We start from the raw sequence: 24,168 nt of genomic DNA, 5'->3' as shown, positions 1-24,168 counted from the left end.
TTAGAAAGGTCCATACCGCGGTGCGGCGGCAACCAATGGTTCGGACGTCCGGCGTTGAGATGGAGCGAACCTGATACGTGCCTTTAGACGTCGGTTGCGCCTGGTTGAGCGCGCGCAGGCGATGGACGGCACCTGCACCGGCGAGCACGGCATCGGCCAGGGCAAGCAGAAATATCTCGAGGCCGAGCTCGGCCCCGAGGCGCTGGATGCGATGCGGGCGCTGAAGCAGGCGCTCGATCCGCTCAACATCTTCAACCCCGGCAAGATCGTGCCGGAGGCCTAAGGGCCGGGTGCATCTTTGACCGGGAACTTTCGGCAATCCCGCCGGTTCCAATTCCCGCCAATTTCCGATGCTCAATGGCAGGGCTTTGCGCGGGAGGGTGCGATGGTGCGACCGATCATGGGAATTGCCGCAATGGCCTTTGCCTGCATGCTTGCGGGGGCCGCGTTCGCGAAGGGCGGACACGGCGGCGGCCATGGAGGTGGCCATGGCGGCGGGCGCGGCGGCGGTCACCACGGCGGCCATTTCCGCGGCCACGGCGGCGGGCATGCGCATGGCGGGCATCAACGCGCCATCCGGTTCACAACCGGTGCCCGACGTGGCGGCCCGAACTTCGGTCAGATCCGCAATGCCGCGATACGGCCGGCGAACTTCCGCAACGCCTGGAACGCCAGCGCCTTCCGCAACGGCCGGCTGATCAGCAATCCGGCGGCTCGTGCGCAGATCGCCGCAGCGGCGGCACTCGCCGGCTGGAGCGGTGCAAGCAGCGGATGGTGGCAACATCCCGGCGGCGGCTACGGTTGGGTCGGGCCGCTGTTCTGGCCGTTCGCCTATAACGACCTCTACGATTACACGATCTGGGGCGACGGGCTCGCCTTCTGGGGCTACGGCTATCCGGACATCTATGCCGGCATTTTCGGTCCCTATGGCTATGATCGGCTGTCGGCTTATCTGCCGCAGCAGCCGCAGGGACGGCGGCGGGCGCGCAGCGCGCCGCTCGATCAGCTCTGCGGCAGCGAACGGCGCGCCATCGTCGGCCTGCCGATCGATCAGATCGCGGCGGCGGTGCAGCCGACGGCTGCACAAGGCGCCGCTCTCGATGCGCTCGGCAATGCTTCGATCGACGCGGCGGCGCTGATCCGCACCTCCTGTCCGACGCAGGCCGCAGCGACGGCGCCCGGCCGGCTCGCCGCCATGCAGCAGCGGGTCGAGGCGATGCAGAAGGCCGTCGATCTGGTTCAGCCTGCGCTCGACACGTTCTACGGTTCGCTCAACGACGAGCAGAAGGCGCGCTTCAATGCGCTCGCCGACGATCAGCGTCGTGCCACCGCATCGAACAATGCGGCGCAGACTTGCGCTGTATCCGCCGCGTTCGATTGGCCCGGCGCCATGATCGAAGAACGGCTTCGTCCCAACGACACCCAGCGTGCGGCGCTCCAGGTGCTCCAGGACACCAGCGCCAAGGTCGGCACATCGCTCAAGGCGTCCTGCGAGCCCAATGAGGTGATGACACCGCCGGCCCGCATGGCTGCGATCCGCAAGCGCCTCGATGTCATGCTGGACGGGATCAAGTCGGTTCGGGCGGCGCTCGATGATTTCTACGCCACGCTCAACGACGAGCAGAAGGCGCAGTTCGAGGCGATCGGCCCGCGCCGCATGTCCTGAACGCCGCGAGCAATTGAAGACCATTGGTGGGGCAATGAAGTGGTTCGCGAGGCGAGAGCCGGCAGACGTCTGGGACGAGCCGATCGGGGGGCCGCTCGGCGACATCGAAGCAGCCGACCGGATTCGCAACATCTGCCAGGCTGCGCGGGCGATCGCCGAAGCCGCCGCAGCTTCGGCGCCGACCAGCACGCGCGAGCGCTATGAGCGCGCAGCCCGCGCTGCGATGGAGATCGCGATGAAGATCTCCGACGATCTGATGCGCGACGACGCCGTGAGCCGCATCGTGGATCTCTGCATGAAGGCCGAGGACATCAAGACGGCGCAGATCTTGTCGCGTGCGATCCAGGCGGGCTGGATTCGAGAAGCCGTGCTCCGGGACCATCCGGCCCTGTCGCAATGAGTTCGGCTCGCGCGATTGGCGCGAGCCGAATGCTGCCGGTGCCGGACCGGCTCAGTATCTGCGGTAGCCGCCGCTATTATGGTCGCCGCCGCGGCCGCCCATTCCCATGCCGAGGCCGATTCCCACGCCGATGCCGATGCCTTGCATCACGGCCTCCGGCGGCGGGCCGCGATCCGGCGGCGGCGCGCGCTCGTAGACCACTTGCTCGGACGGCGGCCGTCGCTTGGGCGGCGTCTCGACCACCTTGCGCTTCGGCGGGGTCTCGTCGACGCGCTTCTTGATCACGGGCGGGACCGACGGGTTGACCGGTGTTGCCGGTGTCGCGGGCGTCGAGCACGGGCAGGTCGGCGCCATCGCGACCGCGACGGGCGTCGCCGCGGCGGCGACGGGCACGGCGTAGTTGCGGTTCTGCACGCGCAGCAGCAGCCGGCGCGCGGTTGCCGCGAGATCGCTGCTGCCCCAGTTCGCGAGATATGCCTCGAACGAGGCGCGGGTGTTGATGGCGGTGGCACGCTCCCACGCCAGCATCTGGCGACGCCGCTCCAGCACGGTGCGAAGGCGCGGCGTGCGGGTGTCCTGGGCGTACAGCTCGATATAGGCCTGATACGCCTCCACGGTGTCCTCGGTGATCACGAGCTCATAGGCGACCATGGCCGGCTTGCCCTGCAATGTCTTGCGCCAGTCTTCGACGCTGCGCGTACCGCCGGCGAGCGCCATGGCGGATGCGCCCGGAAGAGCGGGCGTGCTGCCGCCGCTCTCGCCGAAGAACCTGAAATCGGTGGTCAGCGAGGAGCTTTCCCAAGGGATCTGCCGGCCGTCGGTCGACTGCGCCACCGCGACGCGAATGCGCTTGAACATCTCCTCGATCGGCAGGTTCGGTTGCTTGGCGACCGTCAGCACGGCCGTCGTGTAGGGGCTGTCGATGCCGTTGCCGTCCTCGGCCTCGGCGCCGGGCGAGGTCGAATAGGAGATGAACGAGCCGGGCGCGCCGGCCTTGGTATCGACGATCGCAAGCCCGTGGCCGGCGCCGCTGAGCGCGGGGAACGGGTTGTTGCGGCAGGCATCGAGCATGAAGATGCGCGCCCGCGTCGGCAGCGCGCCGAGCGTGTTGAGCATGTCGTTCAGCCGCACGCCCTGCAGCGGGATGTCGGCCTCGCGCTTGGGATCGAGATCGATGGGAACCAGATAGTTCTCGCCGTCGATCTGAAGGCCGTGGCCGGCATAGAACACCAGCGCGACGGTTTCGGGGCCGCTGGCACTGACCTTGCCGGCGAAGTCCGAGATCGCCGCGCGCATCTCGGTCTGCGCCAGATTGGCCGCCGTGGTGACGGTGAAGCCGGCACTGCCGAGCAGCTCCGTCATGCCCTTGGCGTCGTTGGCGGCGTTCGGCAGCTCCGGCACGGTGCGATAGGCCGATTGGCCGATCACCAGCGCAAGCCGCGCTTCGGCGGCCGCGTCCGTGGGCGTCACCAATTGAGTAAGTGCGAGAAGACCGGACGCAAGAAGAAAATTCGAAAAGACTGGACGGCGCATGATGTCACCTCCAACGGCAATGCGCACGATGATGACACCTTTTCTAAGTCCGCGCCATGAGGGCGTCTGTGCGCTGGATCACGTTACCCCGTGCGACAAATCGGGCAGTGGATCTGGCCGGAGCTGCGCCTCAGACCTTGCGCCGTCACGGCAGTCCGCGGTCCCAGGGCGTCACCGGCGCAAAGCGCGCGGCGAGAAAGTCGATGAAGGCGCGCACCTTGGCCGGCGGGCGGCGATCGGGCAGATAGACCGCATGCACGGCCGACGTCTGGATCTCTGGCTGGTCGAGCGAGAGCGCGACGAGCGCGCCTGAGCGCAAATCGTCGGCGATGATGAAGGTGGGTTGTCGCGCAAGGCCGAGGCCGGCCAGCGTCGCCGCGCGCAGCGCATCGCCATTGTTGGCACGCAAGGTGCCGCTGACCTGGACGCGGATCTCGCCCTCGACGCCGAATAGCCATTCCGCCGCGCTCGCCTGCTGCGAAAGCGTGTAGCCGAGGCAATTGTGCCGGGCGAGGTCGGCGACGGTGCGCGGTGTGCCGTGCCTGGCAAGATAGGAAGGTGCGGCACAGACCACGAGGCGGTTCGGCGCGAGCTTTCGGGCCACCATGCTGGAGTCGCGCAAGCTGCCGATGCGGATCGCGAGGTCCCAGCCTTCCTCGGCGAGGTCGACGAGGCGATCGTTGAGACCGAGCTCGACGGTGACCTCGGGATGGATTGCCGAGAACTCCGCGATTGCAGGTGCAATCTGCCTCGTACCGAACACGACGGGGACGTTGACCCGCAGCAGCCCGCGCGGCTCGACGCGTTCACGCGATATCGCCGAGTCGGCGGCCTCCATGTCGGCGAGAATGCGCTCGGCGGATTCCAGATAGTTCCGTCCGGCCTCGGTGATGGAGAGCCGCCGCGTGGTGCGGTGGAACAGTTTTATGCCGAGCCGCGCCTCCAGCGAGGCGACATGCTTGGTCACCATGGTCTGCGACAGCCCCATGGCCCGTGCCGCGCCGGAGAGGCTGCCGGCCGCGGCAACCTTCGCGAAGACCTCCAGGCTGGTCAGGCGGTCGAGCAAGCCGATCTCACTCTGTTGGTGTGAGGTATATTTCAAAAATACCAGATTATCGCCCAGATGAGAATAGATCATCTTGCGGCGCAAAGGAGACCGCCATGATCGATTCCCGTACCGCCCCTTACGCCGCGCTGGTGCTGCGCGTGACCCTGGGCGCGCTGTTCCTGGCCCATGCCAGCCTGAAGCTGTTCGTGTTCACGCCGGCTGGTACCGCAAAATTCTTCGGTAGTCTCGGCTTCCCGCCCGAGCTCGCCTATCTCATTATGACCGTGGAAGTGCTCAGCGGTGTCGCGCTGATCCTCGGCGTCTGGACTCGCTATGCGGCGCTCGCGGGCATTCCGATTCTGCTCGGCGCGATCTTCTCGGTGCACGGCGCGGCCGGCTTCTTCTTCACCAATCCGAAGGGGGGCTGGGAATTCCCCGCCTTCTGGGCGATCGCGCTCGCCACGCAAGCCCTGCTCGGCGATGGCGCCTATGCGCTGCGTCCCTCGCCTGATGTCGCCGCGGCGGGCGGCCAGCTCAGCGGCGCGCATTCGCGCTGACATCACTGCATTCGCTCAAATGTTGCGAGCCGCGGGATCACGATCCCGCGGCTTTCGTTCGTCGTCTGCCTTGTGCAATCCAATCGATATGCGTTCTGCATCATCGGCGTTCACGCTGATCTTGCGGCGGGTGGGCGCCTGCTGATCGGCAACGTGCCGATCGAGCAGACGGTGAAGCCGATCCTGGGCTGTCCTGGCCTCCTGTTCCTCTGCCTGCTAGTCATTGCCTTCGTACCATGGCTCTCGACCGCGCTGCCGCGGGCATTCGGCCAGTGAAGGAGTCTTGTCATGAAGGTTCTGCTCGCGCACACCCCGGAGATGCGGCGCAACTATTACGGCGATCGCAGCCTGAACGGCCTTCGCGCGGTCGCCGAGGTAATCCTGCACGAGAAGGATGAGCCGCTGGACGCAGCCAGCCTGGTGCGCGCCGCCAAGGACGCCGACATCATCATCGCCGATCGCATGACCGAAGGCCGCGGCGAGATTTTTTCGCAATTGCCGCGTCTGCGGGCGTTCGTCCGCTGCGCCGTCGACATCCGCAACGTCGACGTGGATGCGGCCTCGCAGGCCGGCGTGCTCGTGACCCGCGCCGGGCCCGGCTTCGTGCAGGCCGTGGCCGAGCTCGCGCTCGGCTTCATGGTCGATCTCTCCCGCGGCGTGTCGCGGACCACCGCAGATTACCAGGCAGGCCGCAAGCCGGAAGCACGGATGGGCCGCCAGCTCGCCGGCAGCCGGATCGGCATCATCGGCTATGGCAGCATCGGGCGCTACCTCGCCGAGATCGCAAAAGTGCTGCGCATGGAGGTATTGGTCTCCGATCCCTTCGTAACCGTCAGCGATACCGCGATCCGGCAGGTCGGTCTCGACGAGCTCCTCGCCGCATCGGACTATGTCGTCTGCCTCGCCGTCGCCAATGCGCAGACGGAGAACCTGATCGGAGAGGCGGCGCTGGCGCGCATGCAGAAGCACGCCGTCTTCATCAATCTCTCGCGCGGCAATCTCGTCGACGAGACCGCACTGGCGCACGCGCTGCGTGAGGGCCGCATCGCCGGCGCCGCCATGGATGTCGGCCGCGCACCGGACCAGATGCCGACGCCCGAGCTAGCCAGGCTGCCGAACGTCATCGCGACGCCGCATGTCGGCGGCCTGACGCCGCAGGCCATCGAATACCAGTCGCTGGAGACGGTGCGACAGGTCGAGGCCATCGCGAGGGGAGAAATCCCGCAAGGCGCCGTCAACGCCGATCGCTGGACGCGGCGGCCGTGAAGGGTCTCAGAGCCGGTCCACCGCCTTGAACGTCCCGTCCTTCTGGATCACCGTCAGGAACACCTTCGGCGGCGTGTCGAGCATGCGTGTGCCGACGGTGACGATGCTGCCGCTGATGTCGAAACGGCCGGTATCGTTGATGGCGCGCAGCAGGCTTGCGCGGGTCGGATGGGGGCCGGCCTTTTCCAGCGCCGCGGCCGCAAGCCGGCCGGACAGATAGCCTTCCAGCGACACGAAGTCCGGCGTCAGTGCCGGGTCGAACGCCTTTTGCGCTGCCTGGTAGTCGGCGACGAGCTTGAGCGAGCGGTCCCAGGGAAACGGCACCACCTGCGAGACGATGACGCCCTCGCCCTCCGGGCCGAGTTCCGCGGCGAGCGCAACGGCGCCGACGAAGGAGATGTTGACGAAGGTTGGACGAGCGCCGCTGCGGCGGGCGAGCTTGATGAACTCCGCGCACGGTCCATAGGTCCCGACCATGACGATGGCTTCGGGGTCGGCGCGCTTGATCATGCGCCAGGCCTGGCCGACCGCGCGGGTGTTGCGCTCGTAAGTGCCTTCGGCGGCGAGCTCGAGCCCGCGCTTGGCGAGCGCCCGCTTCACGCCGACAAGCCCGTCGCGGCCGAAGGAATCGTCCTGGTAGAAGATGCCGATGCGGGTGAACTTGCGATCCTCGGTGAGATGCTTAATCCAGGCTTCCGCCTCCGCGCCGTAGCTGGCGCGGATGTTGACGACGTTCGGAAGCTCGGGATCGCGCAGGAACTCGGCGCCGGTGAACGGGCCGATGAAGGGCACGTTCCGGACACTGGTGATCGGTATGGTCGCCATCGCGGTCGGCGTGCCCACCGCGCCGATCAGCGCGAACACCTTGTCCTCGTCGATCAGGCGCAGCGTCTGCGCCACCGAACGGTCGGGGTCGTAGCCGTCGTCGCTGCTGATGAGCCGGAGCTTGCGGCCATGAACGCCGCCCTTGGCGTTGACCTCGGTGAACGCGGCGACGACGCCTTGCCGCATGCGCTGTCCCAGCGCGGAGGAGGGGCCTTCCAGCGCCGCGGCCTGGCCGAACAGGATCGCATCCTCGCTGATGCCGGCCTCGTCGCCCCTCGCAGCCGGCATGGTCGCAGCCAGAAGCGCGATGGCCAGGACGACGGATCTCGCCGATCGAAATCGATGCATCGGAAGGCTTTGCCGGATCATTGAAGAAACCCTGCGCCACATTAGCCTTGCGAGCCTGAATAGCTCGCTAAGCGGCGCGACGCAGGTAGCCCGTAGTACACCGGGGAAAACCGGTAACTTATGTCCAGAATGCCGGGATCGTTCGCTCACTTCGTTAACTAATTTCCGCATTGCGAAACGACCGTTTTCCAAAATTGTGCAGTTCTTAACCGCCGTCTTGTTCCGATAGCGGCGCCGGCACCTCAACCAGAGGTTCGGTTCGTCGCGGATAGGGGACGGCGGCTTCAAGATGGGCGGTCGCGATCAGAACGATCAGGATCGGAGACGCAGAGGCGGATGGTGGCGTGCCGCGCCGCTGCTCGGGCTCTATCGTCCTGCGCTCGTCGCGGTCTGCGTCGGCCTGCTGTTCTCGATCGTGGGCGCTGCCGCCGTGGCGCGGTGGGAACATCGCGTCAACAGGATCGAGTTCGAGAACGCGGCCGAGACCCAGGCGATCGTCCTGCAGAACGGCATGAACGAGTACATATCGAGGCTTCTCGCGCTGCGCACGCTGTTCGAATCGACCAACGAAGAAGTCACCCGCAGCGAATTCGAGACCTTCAGCGCCCGCCTGTTCGAGCGTCACCCCGGCATGCTGCGCATTTCCTGGTTGCCGCGGGTCAACCGCAAGGAGCGCGCGGAATACGAGGCCGCGGCGGTCCGGGATGGTATGTCGAGCTATCACATCAAGGCGCTGCAGGGCGAGGGCTTCGTCACCGCGCCGCAGAGCGACGAATATTTTCCGGTGTTTTACTCGACGCAGCCGAAGACCTCGTCGGTGTACGGCATGGACTACACGACCGTTCCGGAGCGACGGGCGGTGCTGGAGCGCGCGCGCGACAACGATCGCGTCGCAGCCATGCGCACGCGCCTGTTCGGGCCGAAGGACAGCGACCGGCCGTCCTATGTCCTCGTCGTCGTTCCCGTCTACGCCAAGGGAACCTCGCGCGAGGAGATCGCGGACCGGCGCCGCAATATCGCCGGCGTCGTGGTCGGCGTCTTCGACCTGCCGCTGCTGATCCAGTCCATCCGCGTGACCACCGGAGCCAGCCCCGCGGTCAGCATGACGGTCTTCCCGCCGTACACGGCGCAGATCGTCAGCCTCGAGCAGATGCTGCCGGACTATGCGTCGGCCGCCTCGGCGCTGCGGTCGATGCGGGACATCGCGCGGACCCTGCACTGGTCGGGCAGTCTCAAGATCGGCGACACCGATTGGCAGGTGCGGGCGGTTCCGACCGCAGGCGGTCCGCTGGCAACGTCTTACGACCGCGCGGTTGCGGTCCTCGTCGTCGGCATGCTGCTGACGCTGTCGCTGTCGACCTATCTGATGCTCGCCAGCCGCAATTCGCGGCGGCTGTCGCTGGCGAACCGGCGGGTGCTCGAGCTTGCCCAGACCGACATTCTCACGGGATTGCCGAACCGCGCCTTTTTCCTCACCCGCCTCGACGAGATGAACGGCAAGTTGAGCGTGAGGGGCGAGCCCTTCGCGATCCTGATGCTCGACCTCGACCGCTTCAAGAACGTCAACGATTCCCTCGGCCACGCGGCCGGCGATGCGCTGCTGCGCCAGGTGGCGCAGCGGCTGCAATCCGCACTGCGCGCCAACGACGTGCTGGCGCGGCTCGGCGGCGACGAATTCGCCATCATCCAGCAAGCCGGCGAGCACCAGCGCGCCTGCTCGACCGATCTGGCGGCGCGGATCGCCAAGCTCGTGAGCGAACCGTTCCTGCTGCCCGGACACCGCGTCGAGATCGGCACCAGCATCGGCATCGCGATCGCGCCGGATCATGGCAGCGATCAGGAGCAGCTCCTGAAGAAAGCGGATCTCGCGCTCTACCGTTCGAAATCGGCCGGCCGCAACTGCTTCACTGTTTATGATGAGGCGATGTCGGCCGAGCTGGAGGCCCGCAACACGCTGGAAGGAGATCTGCGCGACGCCATCGCGCGCTGCCAGCTGGAGGTGCACTACCAGCCGTTCGTCGATGCCCTCAGTGGCGAACGACGCGGCTTCGAGGCGCTGGTGCGCTGGCGGCATCCGACGCGCGGCCTGATCCCTCCGGACCAGTTCATTGCGCTTGCGGAGGAGACCGGGCTGATCGTGCCGCTCGGCGAATTCGTGCTGCGGCGCGCCTGCGCGGACGCAGCCGGCTGGCCTGCCGATCTCATGATCGCCGTCAATCTGTCGCCGATCCAGTTCAAGGAAGCCGAGCTGTTCGACATGATCTGCGCGGCGCTCGCCGATTCCGGCCTGCCGCCGCAGCGGCTCGAGATCGAGATCACGGAATCCGTGCTGCTGGAGCGCGGCAGCGAGAATCACGCCTTCATGGAGCGGCTGAAACAGCTCGGGGTCGAGCTCGCGCTCGATGATTTCGGCACCGGCTATTCCTCGCTCAGCTACCTGACCGCGTTCCCGTTCGACAAGATCAAGATCGACAAGTCGTTCATTCGCAACCTGACCCAGCAGCCGCGCTCTTCCGCCATCATCTCCTCGATCGTGACGCTGGCGCGCGGACTGGACATGTCGGTCACGGCCGAAGGCGTCGAGACGCGCGAGGAGTTCGACCGGCTGAAGGCGCTCGGCGTCAATTTTGCGCAAGGCTATCTGTTCGGCCGGCCGCATCCGATCGAGCGGATCCTGTTCGACGCGCCGGTCAAATCCTCACGGCTCGACGCCGCCTGAGCGCACGCCTCGTCCTTCGAGACGACCGCTTCGCGGTCTCCTCAGGATGAGGCTGAGCGGCATCCGTGCCCGTTGAAACGGCTGCCGCGCATTCGGTCCTCATCCTGAGGAGCCCGCCTAAAGCGGGCGTCTCGAAGGATGGCCGCGGGGCCGCTCTCATTTTCAACGGCGTTGCTGCCCAGCGGGCATGCGCGAAAAGCGCTTGACCCGGACATCCCCGGATGGTCCGAAGAACCGTCTAGGGATGAAACAAGCAAATATGCGGCTTCCGTTCTTCTACGGCTGGATCGTCGTCGCCGTGACCTTCGTCACCATGGCGATCGGCGTCAACGCGCGCACCGCCTTTTCGCTGTTCTTTCCACCCATCATCTCCGAGTTCGGCTGGGAGCGCGGCGTCACGGCGGGCGCATTCTCCTTCGGCTTCGTGGTGTCGGGTGTGGTCAGCCCGCTGATCGGCCGCCTGATGGATCGCGCCGGCCCGCGCGCGGTGATGGAACTCGGCGTCGTGCTGATGGGCGGCGGGCTGCTGCTGGCGCCGTTGACCAGCGCGCCCTGGCATCTCTATGTCACCATCGGCGTCATGGTCGGCGCCGGCAGCGTCTGTCTCGGCTATTCCGGCCAGTCGCTGTTCCTGCCGAACTGGTTCATCCGCAAGCGCGGCTTCGCCATCGGCATCGCTTTCGCCGGTGTCGGCATCGGCTCGGTGACGCTGCTGCCATGGGTGCAGCACATGATCGAGCAGACCGGCTGGCGCACCGCCTGCACCGCGATGGGCCTGCTCGTCCTGATCGCGCTGGCGCCGATCAATCTGCTGCTGCACAAGCGTCCGGAGGACATCGGGCTCCAGCCGGACGGCGATGCCGCCCCGGTCGCGGGCGCGGCAAGGCCGGTCTCCAACGTGGTCGATCCCGACTGGGTCAACACCGACTGGACGCTGGCGCGCGCCGTGGCGACCGCGCGGTTCTGGTGGATCTCGCTCGGCTATTTCTGCGGCCTGTACATCTGGTACGCGGTACAGGTGCACCAGACCAAATTCCTGCTCGATATCGGCTTCAGCTCCGGCGTCGCCGTGTGGGCGCTCGGCATCGTCAGCCTGCTTGGCATTCCCGGCCAGATCCTGCTCGGCCATGTCTCCGACCGGATCGGGCGGGAATGGGTCTGGACGATCAGCTGCGCGGGTTTTGCGATCTGCTTCGCCGCACTGATGGCCCTGAAATTCTCGCCGTCATCGTGGCTGGTCTATCTCATGGTGTTCACGCAAGGCGCGCTCGGCTACGGCCTCACCTCGATCATGGGCGCGGTGGTGTTCGAGATCTTCCAGGGCAGGCACCAGGGCAGCATCTTCGGCACGATCATGCTCGCGGCGCTGGCGGGCGGTGCCGCCGGACCGTGGGTCACCGGCTTGCTCTATGATCGCGCCGGCGACTACACACTGGCTTTCGCCGTCGCGATGGTCGTGAGCGGAATGTCGGCGCTCGCGATCTGGCGGGCGGCCCCCGGCAAGGTGCGGGCCGTGGCCGGCCGGCTGCACAAGCTCAAGACGGAATCCGAATAGGTCCAGTATGCATCAAGACATATTCGGCGTATTCGCGAAACGTTAATCATGCCGCCTCATCGCGCGAAGCGAGGGAACTGCAAAAACGTCTTGGACACCATCGGAGCGTTAACCTCTCGCAGATCGCTGCATTTCCCGATGCCGTTGGTTCAGACGATGCCTGCCTCCGATCACCTTGTGACAGAATTTCCTGACGTGCTGCGCACCGCTCTCGAACGCGCCGACGACGGCATCGTCATCGTCGATGAGGCGCATCGCATTACGCATTTCAACCCCGCCGCAGAGCTGATCTGGAAGCTCGCCGCCGCCGAGGTGCTCGGCCGCGATGCCGCCGTCCTCACCCTCAAATGTCTTGAGGCCCGTGCGACTGCGGATGTCCGCGAGGAGATCAGCCTCGTACGACGCGACGGCAGCCGTATCAAGGCGCAGGTCGCGATGTCGTCGGCGACGGTCGACGGCGAGGCCCATCACATCGTGTTCGCGCGTGACGTCACCCTTGATGCTGAACGCCGCGCCAGGATCGGGCTTCTCCACGCGGTGTCCGACCAGACCAACCGCGCGGTGATCATCACCGACGTCGAGCAAAAGATCGTCTACGTCAATTCCGCGTTCACGGCGCTGTTCGGCCATACCAGCGAGGAGGCCGAAGGCGCCCGCGCGGGCGAGCTCATTGCCGGCCGCCACACCGATCGCAAGGCGGTTGCGAAGCTCGTCAAGCGGCTGATGCGTGGCGGTCACGGCGCCGAGGCCGAGGTGCTCGTCTACGACAAGGATGGTGAGGAGATCTGGGTCTCTGCCCGGATCGACGCCTTCCGCGACAAGAAAGGCCGGGTCAAGCACATCTTCGCGCTGCTCGAAGATATCACCGAATCCAGGCAGCTGCGCTCGCTGCAGCAGCTGATCATGGCGGCGCTCGCCGACGAGGCGCCGATCACCGAGATTGCCGATCGGCTGTGCCGCCGCGTCGAGCAGATCGCGCCCGGCGTCGTCTGCTCGCTGCTGCACGTCGATGCCGCCGGCCTGCTCCATCCGCTGGGCGGTCCGAGCCTGCCCGAGGACTATTCCCGTTCGCTCGACGGCATCGCGATCGGTCCCGAGGTCGGCACGTGCGGAACCGGAGCCTTCTACGGCATTCCGGTTCTGGTCGCCGACATCGATGCCGATCCGCGCTGGCAGCCCTACAAGGCGCGGCCGCTCGAAGTGGGCTTGCGCGCCTGCTGGTCGACGCCGATCAAGGCCAAGGACGGCCGCGTCATCGGCACCTTCGGCTTCTATTATCGCGAACCGCGGGCGCCGAGCAGATGGCACCGCCAGATCGTCGATGCCTGCGTCAACCTCGGCGCGTTCGCGATCGAACGCAAGGAGGCGCGCGCCGAAATCGCGCGGCTCGCCTATCACGACATGCTCACCGGCCTGCCGAACCGCGCGCAGCTGCGCCGCCTGATCACGACCGCGATCGATGCCTGTCCGGCCGGAGGCCATGTCGCGCTCGCCTTCCTCGACGTCGATCATTTCAAGGACGTCAACGACACCCTCGGCCACGCCGCTGGCGACGAGCTCTTGATCCTGCTCGCGCAGCGCCTGCGCGAGCAGATCGGTCCCGAAGACATGCTGGGACGACTCGGCGGCGACGAATTCGTCATCCTGCTGCCGCAACGCAATGCCGAGGCCGCCGAGCGGATCGCGGCCGGGATCACCGAGGCCCTGTCCGCACCGTTGCGGCTCGGATCGAAGCTGATGCCGATGTCCGCCAGCATCGGAATCAGCCTCTATCCCGATCACGCCACCGACATCGACACATTGATGCAGCAGGCGGACGCCGCCATGTACATGGCCAAGCAGGCCGGACGCTCGACGCATCGCCTCTTCAGTGCCGAGATGAACGTGCTCGCGGAGCAGCGGCTGGCGCTGATCGCGGCGTTGCGCCGAGCGGTCGTGGAAGGTGCGCTGAGGCTCAGCTACCAGCCGCAGATCCGCAGCCGCGACGGCGCGATCCACGGCGTCGAGGCGCTCGCGCGCTGGCGCGACGCCGAGCTCGGCGACGTCTCGCCGGCGAAGTTCATCCCGCTCGCCGAGGAATGCGGGCTGATCGAGCAGATCGGCCTGTGGTCCGTGCGCGAGGCCTGCCGCCAGATGGCGAGCTGGCGCCGCGCCGCGCTCAACATCCCCTGCGTCTCGGTCAACCTGTCGCCGATCAATTTCCGCAACGTCACGCTGGCCGCACGGCTCAAGGACATCCTGGCCGAGCATGATCTGCCGCCGGACGCGCTGATGCTGGAGATTACCGAAGGCGCGTTCATGCAGGACGGCGCCGCGGCGCTGGAGACGATGAACGCGATCCGCGAGCTCGGCGTCGGCCTCTCGGTGGACGATTTCGGCACCGGCTATTCCAGCCTTAGCCGGCTTGCGCATCTGCCGATCCGCGAGCTCAAGATCGACCGCAGTTTCATGCGCGACATCGAGCAGGACGCGGGCGCGCTCGCGATCGCCACCGCCGTGGTTCGGGTCGGCCAGGGTCTCGGCATGAGCGTGGTCGCCGAGGGGGTCGAGACCGAGGGGCAGCGCAACACGCTGGCCGAGCTCGGCTGCGACATCGTCCAGGGCTTCCTCTACGCTCCGCCGCTGCCGCCGGTCGCCTTCGAGCGTTGGCTGATCGAGCATTGCGCCGAGCAGGCGAGGGCGATGCTGGGGCGGCTTGACCTTGTGGCGGTCAAGGCTGCTGTGAAGCAGTCGGCGTAGCCGCCTTTGAGCAATATTGCCGGACGCTAGGAACGCATCAGTGACCGGCGGCTTGGTCCTTAGCCGGGGGCACGCGCCATGTTCTGTTTGCAAACTGCACGGGCCCAATGAAAAGACCGGAAAGCAGCGCCACCGCACGAGCGGCAGGGTTTCGACCTTCACAACCGCAGCTCAAGGCCATCGCGGCATGGATGGCTTGGCAGAGCGACAGGCTCAGCCTGTCCGAGGCAATCGGCCGCTTGGTGGAACTGGGGCTTGCGGTGAGCGCTGATCCGGATCGCCAGAAGCAGCGCGCTCGCAAGATGGCCGGCGATGCGATCGATCGGATGGGCGACACAACGACGACGGCGGAGGATAGGGCAATGCGTAAGCGCGATCTGCTCGATGGGCCCAAGGAGTTCGATCGGGTACGAATAGATCGGTCCAGGCGCAGCAAGCCAATCCCGGAATAGGACGGACAACAAAGCCGCCGGCACCGGCGGACTTCGAAATCACCAGCGATAGGAGGACGAGCAATGCGACGACATTCCCAATCGCGTGCAGCGACCGAGGCAAACAAGCTCTTCAGGCAGACCGCGACCAAGCCAGCGACCGACTATGAGAAGGCAGAACAGGCCTTCCACGCAAATCGGGAGCGACTGAAGGCTGAACGGCTGGCGAGGGAGGCTGAAAGGCGGAGCCGGTCCGAGAGGACGAGTTAGTGTCGCAATTCTACTTTGACATCTGGGACGGTGAAGCGCTGGTCGTAGACGAAGAAGGTCTCGATTTGGCCAGCCGGCGGGCCGCGGAGATCGAGGCGGCGCTGTCTCTTGCCGACATTGCCAAACAGCGCGAGCCGCTCGCCAGCAGCGACGGCCTCGCCATCAATGTTCGGGATGCGGATGGCCCTGTCCTGACAGCGACATTCGTCTACGAGAAAGTCAGGCCGGTCAATTGAGATCGCCAATGAGATCGCCAGGAGTGCTCGCGCTCACGTGTGAGGCTGGAGCATCGAAAGCACGACAATGCCTTCCTCGAGCTCTCCTGAAGCCAGGCGCTCCCGCGCCATGCGCTCGAACTCCCTGCGATGCTTCTGTAGATAGCTGAAGGCCTGCTTCTGCGTGTTGAATGTCGTTGCAAGCCGGCACATCTGACGATTTGCGCCGGCCGCGAGAAAGAATGTGATGGTTCCGTGATCTGGCTTTATGCGAGGCACGATCTGCACTCTCCGGCATGGGATCGGCACTTCAGATTTCGCCGGCGGCGTCGAAGACGGCTATCGCGCCAGCTTCCTTGTCCGCTTCCTGAGCTTAGGCACCGGCAAAGTCGATCGAAGAGTTTCATCGGCCGCTTCCCTCGCCTGGCGCGCCTCTCGGAGCCGCGCCATGTTCTTGCGAACCTCGATGGCTTGCCTTTCCACGTCCGCCAATGCCCGCGCGCCCTCTTCAGCGGCCAGGCGCTTGCGATCGGAACGCGCAATGCTTTCGGGTGACGGCTCTGCCGGCTTCTTGCTGCTCATCGTTCACCCGGATCCGCAAAGACTAAACCCGCTCAATCCAGGGATTGAGCGGGCAAAGCGACCGTTTCAGTACATCCGTGAAACGGCGCAACAATCTCAAGCCAGCGAGAGGTTCTCGGCGCTGGTCTTGCCTCGCATCTTGTCGGTCTTGATCTCGAAGTTGACCTGTTGGCCTTCGCCGAGACCGGCAAGCCCAGCCCTTTCAACGGCGCTGATGTGAACGAACACATCGTTGCCACCGTCGTTTGGCTGGATGAAACCGAATCCCTTTTGGCCGTTGAACCACTTGACCGTACCAGTCGTCATTGTCTTCTCCAAAGCGCGCAAGCGCATCCCGCGCGACAATCGCGCGGTTATCTTCAACTTCGTCGATGTCTTTGGAAAAGGAGCCCGCAGGCGCATTCAACAAGGCACAGCGGCTAATCGAACGAGCGGAATATATATGATATTCACGCATTTGCAAGGAGCAAAGCCAGTTTGTTTTCCGCGAAGTGGTTCTTCTGTTCCGATCGCGGCGCCTTGCGTGTGTCCGGCGATCCGCGAGCAAGACGTTATCGATTGACACCGCAGCGCGACGGTGGTCACGTGACGCCACCAAGCTGCTCGCTGTGACAAGCAGATCGGCTCGTCCGAAGCCGCGACCAATATCGCGGCTCACTATCCTCACACATCGCAATGAAGCTCCTGCGCAATTGGCTGCCCTGCAGGATGTGTCGCATTCGCAGCCCGAGCCAGGAGGATCAATTGCAGGTACTCGTCAGAGACAACAATGTTGAGCAGGCACTGCGCGTTCTCAAGAAGAAGATGCAGCGCGAGGGTGTCTTCCGGGAAATGAAGCAGCGACGATCCTACGAAAAGCCGTCGGAGAGAAAGACCCGCGAGAAGTCCGACGCCATTCGTCGCGCCCGCAAGCTGGCTCGCAAGCAGGCGATCAGGGAAGGATTGCTGCCCGCGCCACCAAAAAAGAAACCTTTCGAGCGCAAGCCGCCCTTGCCGGAGATCAAGACAAGGCCGGATTAGCGACGATCCGCTTTCCGGATCTCACACCATGCCGCGTCAGCGTGACGCTGCAGAAAAGCCCGACCAGGCTTCGCGGGCTGTCTTCGATGGGCTGAGAACCTATCGCCTGAAATCGATGCCGCGCAGGACGATGCCCGGCGGGGTACCTTCGAATTCTGTGGCGCGATACTTGCTCGCAGCGCACGCTTCGATGCGATCCCGTAGACGGGCGAATTGGGCTTCCCGCTGCTCGGGCCTGACTTGCGCGCCCTGCTCGAGATCGTCCATCGCGGAGGTCGAAATCGCGCAAGGAATCTCTCGCGCGCCGTCGTGCATCGAGAACCTTACGATCATCCGCTCGTATTCATGGCCGATAAAGCGGCCGCTCGTCAGTGTCATGGCCTGCTCCATTACGCGTCGGTGTCTTGGCGCGGCGGCGCCATGCAGTCATTGACCAGCGCCGCGCGCTCTCTTCGGCCCGCGCCAGCATGCGCCCAGAATGCGGGCGGCCGTCGCTCGGCTCAGCCTTCCCCGGAGAGCCGTGCGAAATCGTCGAACAGCGCCGACACGAGCGCGCGGTGGCGCGTGTCCTCGGCGGGCAGGCCTGCAGCATAGAGGTTGAGCAGATGCCGCGCCTTCACCGCGGCCTCCGGCCAGGAAGCCGCAGGTACCGTCATCATGCGGTGCTCGAGATCGGCCTCGCGCTCGCGCAGCTCCCGGGCATGGGCCTCGACCTCGCCCAGCGCGCGGCGCAGGTCGGTGGCCTTTTGCGCGGCCATGCCACGGTGTTTGTCGAGATCGACAGGCCGGTCATTCATTGGCGATGCTCGCGTCCGATGCTTGCGCAAGATCGATGGAGCGCATGAGGAACAAGCGCCTCAACGAGACGGCTTCTCGCAGCAAACGGATGGTCATGCACGCCTGCCTTTCGCAAGTGAAGCCCGCTGCCGACTGCCGCGAGCATGCGCCTTTGGCGCGGCAATAGCCAGCGATATCGTCTCCATACCGGAAAACGAAGAAAGCCAAGGTGACCGCCGCGCCCGTCCCGCAAGGAAGCCGTCTGGCAGCCGGATTTCGGACCTGCGAAGAAGATGCAGTGAGAGCTGCAGCGGCATCCGAGGTTGCGCCGCGCGTGCGCTCAAGCAGCCTCGGGTTCCGTTGCTATCCGAAACACCCGCTAGCCCGACGCTAATCCCGTCCTCCGCCGCAAATCCGTGATCGCGCGCAGGAAACTGTCGGCCGGCGTGGTCTCCGGGTCGATCAGCCGGTGCAGGCGAAAGCCGTCTTCCAGAGCGAGCACGACGGAGGCGATCCAGGGCGGGTTCAGATTGACGTTGCGCCCGTTGCTCTTCGATGTCGCTTCGATGATGTCGGCGACCAGCCTGCGCCGCGCGCGCAGGCGTTTGGCAAGTTCCGGGCGGCGCTTTTCGGCCCGCGCCACGAACAGGATCATCTCCATGTGCAGCAGGGGCGAGCGGCCGAGCGGATCCTGGCGGCTGCGATCCATCGTCTTCAGCGCCGCGATGAAATCGTCGAGATTGTCGTGCTGCGCCAGGATGTCCATGTTGCGCCGGATCGACTGCGCGACATGGTCCTCGAGCATGGCGATGATCAATTCGTCCTTGCTCTTGAAGTTCGAATAGAACGCGCCGCGGGTGAAGCCCGCCGCCGCCGCGATCGCCTCGATGCTGGCGCCGCCGATGCCGTCCGCCTCGAACACGCGCGAGGCCGCCTCGAACAGCGCCTCGCGCGTGTCGTCCCTGGTCGGCCTGGTTCTCACCCTTGACATCGGCGCAGCTTAGGGCAGAATGCAATTCGATACAATAATGTATCGAGTTGATAATCTTCAGGGTGGTTACGCCGGGCGGTGGGCAGCCTTGCGTATGCGTGTCGTGCGGCAATCGATCCGAGGTCACCATGAACGAGCAAGTGCAACCATTTGGCGGACCGCTGTTCAACCCGCTCTCGCCGGATTTCATCCGCGATCCCTATCCGCACTATCAACGGCTGCGCACGGTCGATCCGATCCATGTGACGCCGTTCGGCCAGTTCGTCGCCAGCCGTCACGCGGAGGTCAGCCTCGTGCTGCGTGACAAGCGCTTCGGCAAGGATTTCGTCGAACGGACCACGCGCCGCTACGGCCCGGAGATCATGAAGGAGCCGGTGTTTCGCAGCATGAGCTACTGGATGCTGCAAGCCGATCCGCCGGACCACACCCGCCTGCGTGGCCTCGTCGTGAAGGCCTTCACCGCCCGCCGTGTCGAGGACATGCGGCCGCGGATCCAGGAGATCGTCGACCAGGCGATCGATGCCGTGATCGAGCGCGGCCACATGGACCTGATCGAGGATTTCGCCTTCCGTCTGCCCGTCACTATCATCTGCGACATGCTCGGCATCCCCGAGGAGCATCGCGAGGTGTTCTACAAGAGCTCGCGCGACGGCGGACGGCTGCTCGACCCCGTGCCGCTCTCGCCGGAGGAGATCCGCCAGGGCAACGCCGCCAACCTGATGGCGCAGATGTATTTCCAGCAGCTGTTCGAGCTGCGCCGCAAGAATCCCGGCGACGACCTCATCACCCAGCTGGTGCAGGCCGAGGAGGACGGCAACAAGCTCACCAACGAGGAGCTGACCGCCAACATCATCCTGCTGTTCGGCGCAGGCCACGAGACCACGGTCAACCTGATCGGCAACGGCCTGCTCGCACTCCACCGCAACCCGGATCAGCTTGCGCTCCTGAAAGCGAAACCGGAGCTGATGACGAACGCGATCGAGGAGTTCCTGCGCTATGATTCCTCGGTGCAGATGACCGGGCGCGTCACGCTGGAGGAGATCGAGGACCTCGGCGGCGTGACGATCCCCAAGGGCGAGACCGTGCTGTGCCTGCTCGGCTCGGCCAACCGCGATGGCGCGGTCTACCCCGACAGGCCCGACCGGCTGGACGTCACCCGGGCGAACGTCAAGCCGCTGTCGTTCGGCGGCGGCATCCATTTCTGCCTGGGGGCCCAATTGGCGCGGATCGAGGCCGAGATCGCCATCGCCACGCTGCTGCGGCGGCTGCCGGATTTGCGCATCGACGACATCGAGACCCCGGAATGGCGGCCGACCTTCGTGCTGCGCGGGCTGAAGCGGCTGCCGGCGAGCTGGTGAGGGGGCTTGCGCGTTAACCTCCGCGCGCAACAGTCGCTGTGACTTCGCCACACTTCCCCCTATATAAGGGGCTGTTCCGGCGCGCCTGAGGCCCTCAGCTTCGGCCCAGGCCGGTTTGGCCGAGGGGAGACCCGTGCAGACGACGCTGCTCGGATTGGCGATTGCCTTCATCATTGCGCTGCTGGCCGCGCTGATCGGGCCTTACTACATCGACTGGAACCAGTTCAGGCCCCAGTTCGAGGCGGAGGCCGGCAAGATCATCGGCGTGCCGGTGCGGGTGGCGGGCGAGCTCGATGCGCGGCTGTTGCCGGCGCCGACGCTGCGGCTGCGCGGCGTCACCTTCGGCGGCAACAACGATCTCGGCCGCCTGCGCGCCGACAAGCTCGACGTCGAGTTCAGCCTCGGCTCCCTGATGCGCGGCGAATGGCGTGCCACCGAGCTTTCGGTCGGCGGCATGGCGGTCGATCTTGGCCTGGACGCGCGCGGGCGGGTCGACTTGCCCTCCACCGCGAGCGGCACCTTCAACCTGGCCTCCCTCGCCATCGAGCGGCTGAACCTCACCGGCCGCATCGCCTTGCACGATGCCGCCAGCCGCTCGACGCTGGAATTGAACGACATCGCCTTCTCCGGCGATGTGCGCTCGCTCGCAGGCTCGGTGCGGGGCGACGGCAGCTTCACCGCGCGCGGCGTGCGCTACCCGTTCCGCGTCTCCTCCGGCCCCAGCGCCGACGGCAGCGCGACCCGTCTCCACCTCAATATCGATCCCGGCGAGCGCGCCATCCTCGCCGATCTCGAAGGCGTGCTCGCCTTCGACAACCGCCAGCCGAAATTCGAGGGCGCGCTGACCCTCGCCGTGCCCGTGCCTAAGAAGGCGGGCGAGGCCGGACCGACGCCCTGGAAGCTGGCGACCAGGCTCAAGGCCGATCCGGCCGGCGCAAAATTCGAGCAGATCGACGCGAGCTTCGGCCCGGAGGACACCGCCCTGAAGCTCGGCGGCGTCGGCGACCTCAGGTTTGGCGCATCACCCTTGCTGCGCGCGGTGCTGTCGGCGCGGCAGGTCGATGCCGACAGGTTGACCGCCAAGGACGATGCCGATCCGCAGCGCGTCCTGCCGGCGCTGCGCGCAGGGCTGGCGGCGATCCCGCAGGTGCCGATCCCGGCCCAGATCGAGTTCAATGCCGATCAGATCATGCTCGGCGGCCGTCCGCTTCAGAACATCGCGACCGAGCTTGCGACCGACGGCCGGTCCTGGACCTTCCGGCGGCTGGAGCTGCGCGCGCCCGGCATGACGCAGGTCTCGCTCAATGGCGCGGCTCCCGGCGCCGACAGTTTCAGCGGCCGGCTCAGCGTCGAATCCGCCGATCCCGACACGCTGGTGGCCTGGCTGCAGGGCCGCAGCGAGATCATCCGCCGCAGCACGCGGCCGCTGCGTCTGGCCGGCGACGTCACCATCGCCGCCAATCATCTGGCCATCGACAGGCTGAAGGCCGACATCGACGGCGGCGCCGTCGAAGGCCGCATCGTCTTCGTGCAGACAGGCGCAAGCAAGGGCTCGCGGATCGATGCGGACCTCAGGGCCGACCGGCTCGACCTCGATGCCGCCGTGAGCTTCGTGCGCGCGCTGGCGGGGCCGCAAGGCGAATGGCCGGAAGAGGCAAAGCTCTCGCTCGATATCGGCCGCGCGATCTCCGCCGGCCAGGAGCTGCGGCCGTTCTCAGCCAGGCTCGCCTACAGCCCGGCGTCGCTGTCGCTGGAGCAGCTGCGCTTCGGCCAGGGCGGCGGCGTGACCTCGGAGGCGAGCGGCAGCTTCGACCGCACCAGGACGACCGGCAAGCTCGCGCTGAAATCCTCGGCCAATTCGCTGCGCGAGCTCACCGCGCTGGTCGAGCCGTTTGCGCCCGCGCTGCGCGCGCGCCTCGATGCGCTCCCGTCCTTGCCCGGCGCGACCCGTCTCAAGCTCGATCTCAGCCTCGACAAGAACACCGAGCATGCCGATCGCAGCAATGCCCGCTTCGTGCTCGACCTCGACGCACCGCAGCTCAAGACCACGGCGACCCTGGCCGCGCAGACGCCGGCGGCCGCCATCGGCGGTATCGACCTCGAACGCCTGCGCAACAGCGACTTCACGCTGGACGCGAAGGTCGCGGCGCCGCAGGCCGGCGCCTTGTTGTCACTGTTCGGGCTCGACCGCATTGTGGCCGCGGGTGAGGGCGCCTCGCAATTCGAAGGACGGTTGAGCGGAGCCTGGCGCCGTCCGGTGCAGTTGAGCGCCAAGCTCAGCGGCGGCGGGCTCGATGCCGACGCGCAAGGCAGCGTCGAATGGTCGGAGCCCAAATCGTTCGAACCGAAGGCGAGCGTGAACCTGCGCGTGCGCAACGCCAATCTGGCGCCGCTGCTCGGGACCAGCCCGGCCGACAAGTCGGCGCAGAACGTCAGCCTGTCCTCCCGCCTCACGCTCTCCGGCAATCGCCTGACCTTCGGCGATCTCGACGGAAATGCCGCGGGCTCGCATCTGCGCGGCCATGTTTCGGTGACGCTCGATCAGGACAAGAGCATCGACGGCGAGGTCGGTCTCGACTCGCTCGATCTGGCGCCGGCGCTCGCAATCGCCGTCGGCGCAGCCGGTCGTGAGTCCGGCGAGCCGCTCAGCGCAGGATTGGTCAGCGGCTGGCGCGGCCGCATCGCCTTCCAGGCCTTACGCGGAACGTTGCCCGGCGGCATCGAGTTGCGCCCCTTCGGCGGCACGATCCGGAGCGACGGCCAGTCGCTCGCGTTCGATGCGCTCAAGGGCGGCGTCGGCGGCGGCGACATGTCCGCAAGCCTGGACGCGCGCAATGGCGCGGGTGGTCTTGCGCTGAACGCGCGCATCGAGCTCAGCAACGTCGATGCATCGGCGCTGCGCTATCGCGACCTCGCCCTGCCCAAGGGGCGCGCCTCGGTGCAGATGGCGCTGACCAGCCAGGGCCGCAGCGTCGCGGCCTTGACCGGTGCGCTCGCCGGCAACGGCACGGTGACGCTCGAATCCGCCGAGATCGCCGGCCTCAATCCGCGTGCGTTCGAGATCGCCATCCGCGCCAGCGACGGCGGCCAGGTCAATGACGACAACCGGCTGCGGCAGCTCGTCGAGCCCGCGCTGTCGGCGGGGCGCATCGCGGTGCCCTCGGCGCAGATTCCGTTCACGATCCGCGACGGCCGCCTGCGCATCGGTGCAACGCCGCTGGAAGCGAAGAACGCCCGCGCCATCGTCTCCGGCGGCTACGACATTCCGGCGGACCAGGCCGACATCCGCGCCAGCCTGACGCCGATCATGACCGGGCTTTCCGGCGCTCCGCCCGAGATCCAGCTGTTTGCGGCAGGCCCGCCCGACAGGCTGAGCCGTACCATCGACCTCGCACCGCTGTCGTCATGGCTTGCGGTGCGCACGATCGATCGCGAGACGCGGCGGCTCGACGCCATCGAGCGCGGCGAGCCGCCGCCGGCCACAGCTGCGCTGCCGACGCTGGTGTCTCCCGATGGCGCGCCCGAGCAGGCGCCAGCCAACGTGCCGGTGCCGGGCCAGGACCCGCGCCGCGCGCCGGCAAGGCCCAAGGTGGCGCCGACCCCGAAGGCTCCGCAGGCCGCTCCGGCCGCGCCAAGCCCGCAACTTCCAAGCCCGCAACTTCCGAGCGCGCAACTCCCGAGCCCGCCGCTTGCGAGCCAGCAGCTCGCTCCGCTCCCGCCGCCGATCGACGTGAAGCCGGCCCCGGGCCCGCCGCCCGCCAAGCCCAGGCCGAAGCCGCCGCTGGTGCTGACGCCGCAAAATCCCTAGCGCGCTCTCGGTTTGCCCGGGCCGAGCCGCGGGCTCGCTCACCTCTCCCTGTCTCTTATC

General features: G+C 66.4%; 22 protein-coding genes and 1 pseudogene. 14 read left to right on the top strand and 9 right to left on the bottom strand.

Translation table 11 applies throughout. From position 1 onward, the window contains the following. Positions 1–97 precede the first annotated feature (97 nt). The 3 genes and pseudogenes from P0R31_RS31285 to P0R31_RS31275 all read left to right on the top strand — a co-directional run. A pseudogene (locus P0R31_RS31285) lies at positions 98–283 on the top strand (FAD-binding oxidoreductase); the annotation flags it as partial. A gap of 102 nt (positions 284–385) precedes the next feature. Then, positions 386–1,666 carry a Spy/CpxP family protein refolding chaperone gene (locus tag P0R31_RS31280; RefSeq protein ID WP_275518399.1) on the top strand — a complete coding sequence of 427 codons (1,281 nt, stop codon included), beginning with the start codon at positions 386–388 and terminating at the stop codon, positions 1,664–1,666. A gap of 34 nt (positions 1,667–1,700) precedes the next feature. Next, the gene (locus tag P0R31_RS31275) at positions 1,701–2,066 is read left to right on the top strand and encodes a hypothetical protein (RefSeq protein WP_275518398.1); all 366 of its coding nucleotides are present in this window, start codon (positions 1,701–1,703) and stop codon (positions 2,064–2,066) included. 51 nt (positions 2,067–2,117) lie between these two features. Here P0R31_RS31275 and P0R31_RS31270 read toward each other — a convergent pair whose 3' ends face one another. Next, positions 2,118–3,599 (bottom strand): caspase family protein, encoded by a 1,482-nt coding sequence (locus P0R31_RS31270; protein ID WP_275518396.1) that lies wholly within the window; start codon positions 3,597–3,599, stop codon positions 2,118–2,120. A 145-nt stretch (positions 3,600–3,744) separates the two neighbouring features. Then, complete coding sequence (locus P0R31_RS31265; RefSeq protein WP_275518395.1) at positions 3,745–4,665, bottom strand: LysR family transcriptional regulator; 921 nt, start codon at positions 4,663–4,665, stop codon at positions 3,745–3,747. Positions 4,666–4,760: 95 nt separating this feature from the next. On the opposite strand from P0R31_RS31265, the gene P0R31_RS31260 reads away from it, so the two are divergent. From P0R31_RS31260 to P0R31_RS31250, 3 genes are all read left to right on the top strand, one after another. Next, on the top strand, positions 4,761–5,204 hold the full coding sequence (locus P0R31_RS31260; protein ID WP_275518393.1) for a DoxX family protein: 444 nt from the start codon (positions 4,761–4,763) through the stop codon (positions 5,202–5,204). A 72-nt stretch (positions 5,205–5,276) separates the two neighbouring features. Beyond that, positions 5,277–5,480, top strand: coding sequence for a hypothetical protein (locus P0R31_RS31255; RefSeq protein WP_275518478.1), 204 nt, complete (start codon positions 5,277–5,279; stop codon positions 5,478–5,480). A 12-nt stretch (positions 5,481–5,492) separates the two neighbouring features. Beyond that, positions 5,493–6,470, top strand: a complete 978-nt coding sequence (locus tag P0R31_RS31250) for a hydroxyacid dehydrogenase (RefSeq protein WP_275518392.1) — start codon at positions 5,493–5,495, stop codon at positions 6,468–6,470. 6 nt (positions 6,471–6,476) lie between these two features. On the opposite strand, the gene P0R31_RS31245 is transcribed toward P0R31_RS31250, so the two are convergent. Then, entirely contained in the window at positions 6,477–7,643 is a 1,167-nt protein-coding gene (locus P0R31_RS31245; RefSeq protein ID WP_275518391.1) for an ABC transporter substrate-binding protein, read from the bottom strand. Between the two features lie 289 nt (positions 7,644–7,932). Here P0R31_RS31245 and P0R31_RS31240 point away from each other — a divergent pair, with 289 nt between their 5' ends. The 5 genes from P0R31_RS31240 (at position 7,933) to P0R31_RS31215 (ending at position 15,593) form a co-directional block, all read left to right on the top strand. Continuing rightward, positions 7,933–10,362 (top strand): bifunctional diguanylate cyclase/phosphodiesterase, encoded by a 2,430-nt coding sequence (locus P0R31_RS31240; RefSeq protein ID WP_275518390.1) that lies wholly within the window; start codon positions 7,933–7,935, stop codon positions 10,360–10,362. 259 nt (positions 10,363–10,621) lie between these two features. After that, positions 10,622–11,917 (top strand): MFS transporter, encoded by a 1,296-nt coding sequence (locus tag P0R31_RS31235; protein ID WP_275518476.1) that lies wholly within the window; start codon positions 10,622–10,624, stop codon positions 11,915–11,917. Between the two features lie 156 nt (positions 11,918–12,073). Then, on the top strand, positions 12,074–14,656 hold the full coding sequence (locus P0R31_RS31230) for an EAL domain-containing protein (protein ID WP_275518389.1): 2,583 nt from the start codon (positions 12,074–12,076) through the stop codon (positions 14,654–14,656). 107 nt (positions 14,657–14,763) lie between these two features. Beyond that, the gene (locus P0R31_RS31225) at positions 14,764–15,108 is read left to right on the top strand and encodes a hypothetical protein (protein ID WP_275518388.1); all 345 of its coding nucleotides are present in this window, start codon (positions 14,764–14,766) and stop codon (positions 15,106–15,108) included. Between the two features lie 248 nt (positions 15,109–15,356). Beyond that, complete coding sequence (locus tag P0R31_RS31215; RefSeq protein ID WP_275518385.1) at positions 15,357–15,593, top strand: DUF6894 family protein; 237 nt, start codon at positions 15,357–15,359, stop codon at positions 15,591–15,593. Positions 15,594–15,626: 33 nt separating this feature from the next. Here P0R31_RS31215 and P0R31_RS31210 read toward each other — a convergent pair whose 3' ends face one another. From P0R31_RS31210 to P0R31_RS31200, 3 genes are all read right to left on the bottom strand, one after another. Next, positions 15,627–15,860, bottom strand: a complete 234-nt coding sequence (locus P0R31_RS31210; protein WP_275518383.1) for a hypothetical protein — start codon at positions 15,858–15,860, stop codon at positions 15,627–15,629. A 51-nt stretch (positions 15,861–15,911) separates the two neighbouring features. Continuing rightward, on the bottom strand, positions 15,912–16,154 hold the full coding sequence (locus P0R31_RS31205) for a transcriptional regulator (protein ID WP_275518382.1): 243 nt from the start codon (positions 16,152–16,154) through the stop codon (positions 15,912–15,914). 96 nt (positions 16,155–16,250) lie between these two features. Further along, a complete protein-coding gene (locus tag P0R31_RS31200; protein WP_275518474.1) occupies positions 16,251–16,460 on the bottom strand; it encodes a cold-shock protein in 210 nt (69 codons plus the stop codon). 438 nt (positions 16,461–16,898) lie between these two features. On the opposite strand from P0R31_RS31200, the gene rpsU reads away from it, so the two are divergent. Further along, positions 16,899–17,174, top strand: coding sequence for a 30S ribosomal protein S21 (rpsU, locus tag P0R31_RS31195; protein ID WP_275518472.1), 276 nt, complete (start codon positions 16,899–16,901; stop codon positions 17,172–17,174). Between the two features lie 99 nt (positions 17,175–17,273). Here rpsU and P0R31_RS31190 read toward each other — a convergent pair whose 3' ends face one another. The 3 genes from P0R31_RS31190 to P0R31_RS31180 form a co-directional block, all read right to left on the bottom strand. After that, positions 17,274–17,552: a DUF1488 domain-containing protein gene (locus tag P0R31_RS31190; RefSeq protein ID WP_275518471.1), complete on the bottom strand. Its 279-nt coding sequence runs from the start codon at positions 17,550–17,552 to the stop codon at positions 17,274–17,276. A 122-nt stretch (positions 17,553–17,674) separates the two neighbouring features. After that, on the bottom strand, positions 17,675–17,971 hold the full coding sequence (locus P0R31_RS31185) for a hypothetical protein (RefSeq protein WP_275518381.1): 297 nt from the start codon (positions 17,969–17,971) through the stop codon (positions 17,675–17,677). A gap of 359 nt (positions 17,972–18,330) precedes the next feature. Further along, positions 18,331–18,942, bottom strand: a complete 612-nt coding sequence (locus tag P0R31_RS31180) for a TetR/AcrR family transcriptional regulator (protein ID WP_275518380.1) — start codon at positions 18,940–18,942, stop codon at positions 18,331–18,333. A gap of 128 nt (positions 18,943–19,070) precedes the next feature. On the opposite strand from P0R31_RS31180, the gene P0R31_RS31175 reads away from it, so the two are divergent. Beyond that, a complete protein-coding gene (locus P0R31_RS31175; protein ID WP_275518379.1) occupies positions 19,071–20,300 on the top strand; it encodes a cytochrome P450 in 1,230 nt (409 codons plus the stop codon). A 133-nt stretch (positions 20,301–20,433) separates the two neighbouring features. Further along, a complete protein-coding gene (locus tag P0R31_RS31170) occupies positions 20,434–24,108 on the top strand; it encodes an AsmA family protein (protein WP_275518377.1) in 3,675 nt (1,224 codons plus the stop codon). Positions 24,109–24,168: the final 60 nt, after the last annotated feature.

The organism is Bradyrhizobium yuanmingense (assembly GCF_029167105.1).
GTDB classification, from domain to species: domain Bacteria; phylum Pseudomonadota; class Alphaproteobacteria; order Rhizobiales; family Xanthobacteraceae; genus Bradyrhizobium; species Bradyrhizobium yuanmingense_A.
This window is presented reverse-complemented; position numbering and strand designations above follow the sequence as displayed.

Bases quoted from the DNA above. Each gene is read 5' to 3' on its own strand.
- P0R31_RS31190 (WP_275518471.1), bottom strand. From the start codon at position 17,552: ATGACACTGACGAGCGGCCGCTTTATCGGCCATGAATACGAGCGGATG.
- P0R31_RS31225 (WP_275518388.1), top strand. From the start codon at position 14,764: ATGAAAAGACCGGAAAGCAGCGCCACCGCACGAGCGGCAGGGTTTCGA.
- P0R31_RS31200 (WP_275518474.1), bottom strand. From the start codon at position 16,460: ATGACGACTGGTACGGTCAAGTGGTTCAACGGCCAAAAGGGATTCGGT.
- P0R31_RS31250 (WP_275518392.1), top strand. From the start codon at position 5,493: ATGAAGGTTCTGCTCGCGCACACCCCGGAGATGCGGCGCAACTATTAC.
- P0R31_RS31185 (WP_275518381.1), bottom strand. From the start codon at position 17,971: ATGAATGACCGGCCTGTCGATCTCGACAAACACCGTGGCATGGCCGCG.
- P0R31_RS31275 (WP_275518398.1), top strand. From the start codon at position 1,701: ATGAAGTGGTTCGCGAGGCGAGAGCCGGCAGACGTCTGGGACGAGCCG.
- P0R31_RS31260 (WP_275518393.1), top strand. From the start codon at position 4,761: ATGATCGATTCCCGTACCGCCCCTTACGCCGCGCTGGTGCTGCGCGTG.
- P0R31_RS31270 (WP_275518396.1), bottom strand. From the start codon at position 3,599: ATGCGCCGTCCAGTCTTTTCGAATTTTCTTCTTGCGTCCGGTCTTCTC.
- P0R31_RS31230 (WP_275518389.1), top strand. From the start codon at position 12,074: ATGCCTGCCTCCGATCACCTTGTGACAGAATTTCCTGACGTGCTGCGC.
- P0R31_RS31235 (WP_275518476.1), top strand. From the start codon at position 10,622: ATGCGGCTTCCGTTCTTCTACGGCTGGATCGTCGTCGCCGTGACCTTC.
- P0R31_RS31240 (WP_275518390.1), top strand. From the start codon at position 7,933: ATGGGCGGTCGCGATCAGAACGATCAGGATCGGAGACGCAGAGGCGGA.
- P0R31_RS31180 (WP_275518380.1), bottom strand. From the start codon at position 18,942: ATGTCAAGGGTGAGAACCAGGCCGACCAGGGACGACACGCGCGAGGCG.
- P0R31_RS31175 (WP_275518379.1), top strand. From the start codon at position 19,071: ATGAACGAGCAAGTGCAACCATTTGGCGGACCGCTGTTCAACCCGCTC.
- P0R31_RS31280 (WP_275518399.1), top strand. From the start codon at position 386: ATGGTGCGACCGATCATGGGAATTGCCGCAATGGCCTTTGCCTGCATG.
- P0R31_RS31245 (WP_275518391.1), bottom strand. From the start codon at position 7,643: ATGCATCGATTTCGATCGGCGAGATCCGTCGTCCTGGCCATCGCGCTT.
- P0R31_RS31205 (WP_275518382.1), bottom strand. From the start codon at position 16,154: ATGAGCAGCAAGAAGCCGGCAGAGCCGTCACCCGAAAGCATTGCGCGT.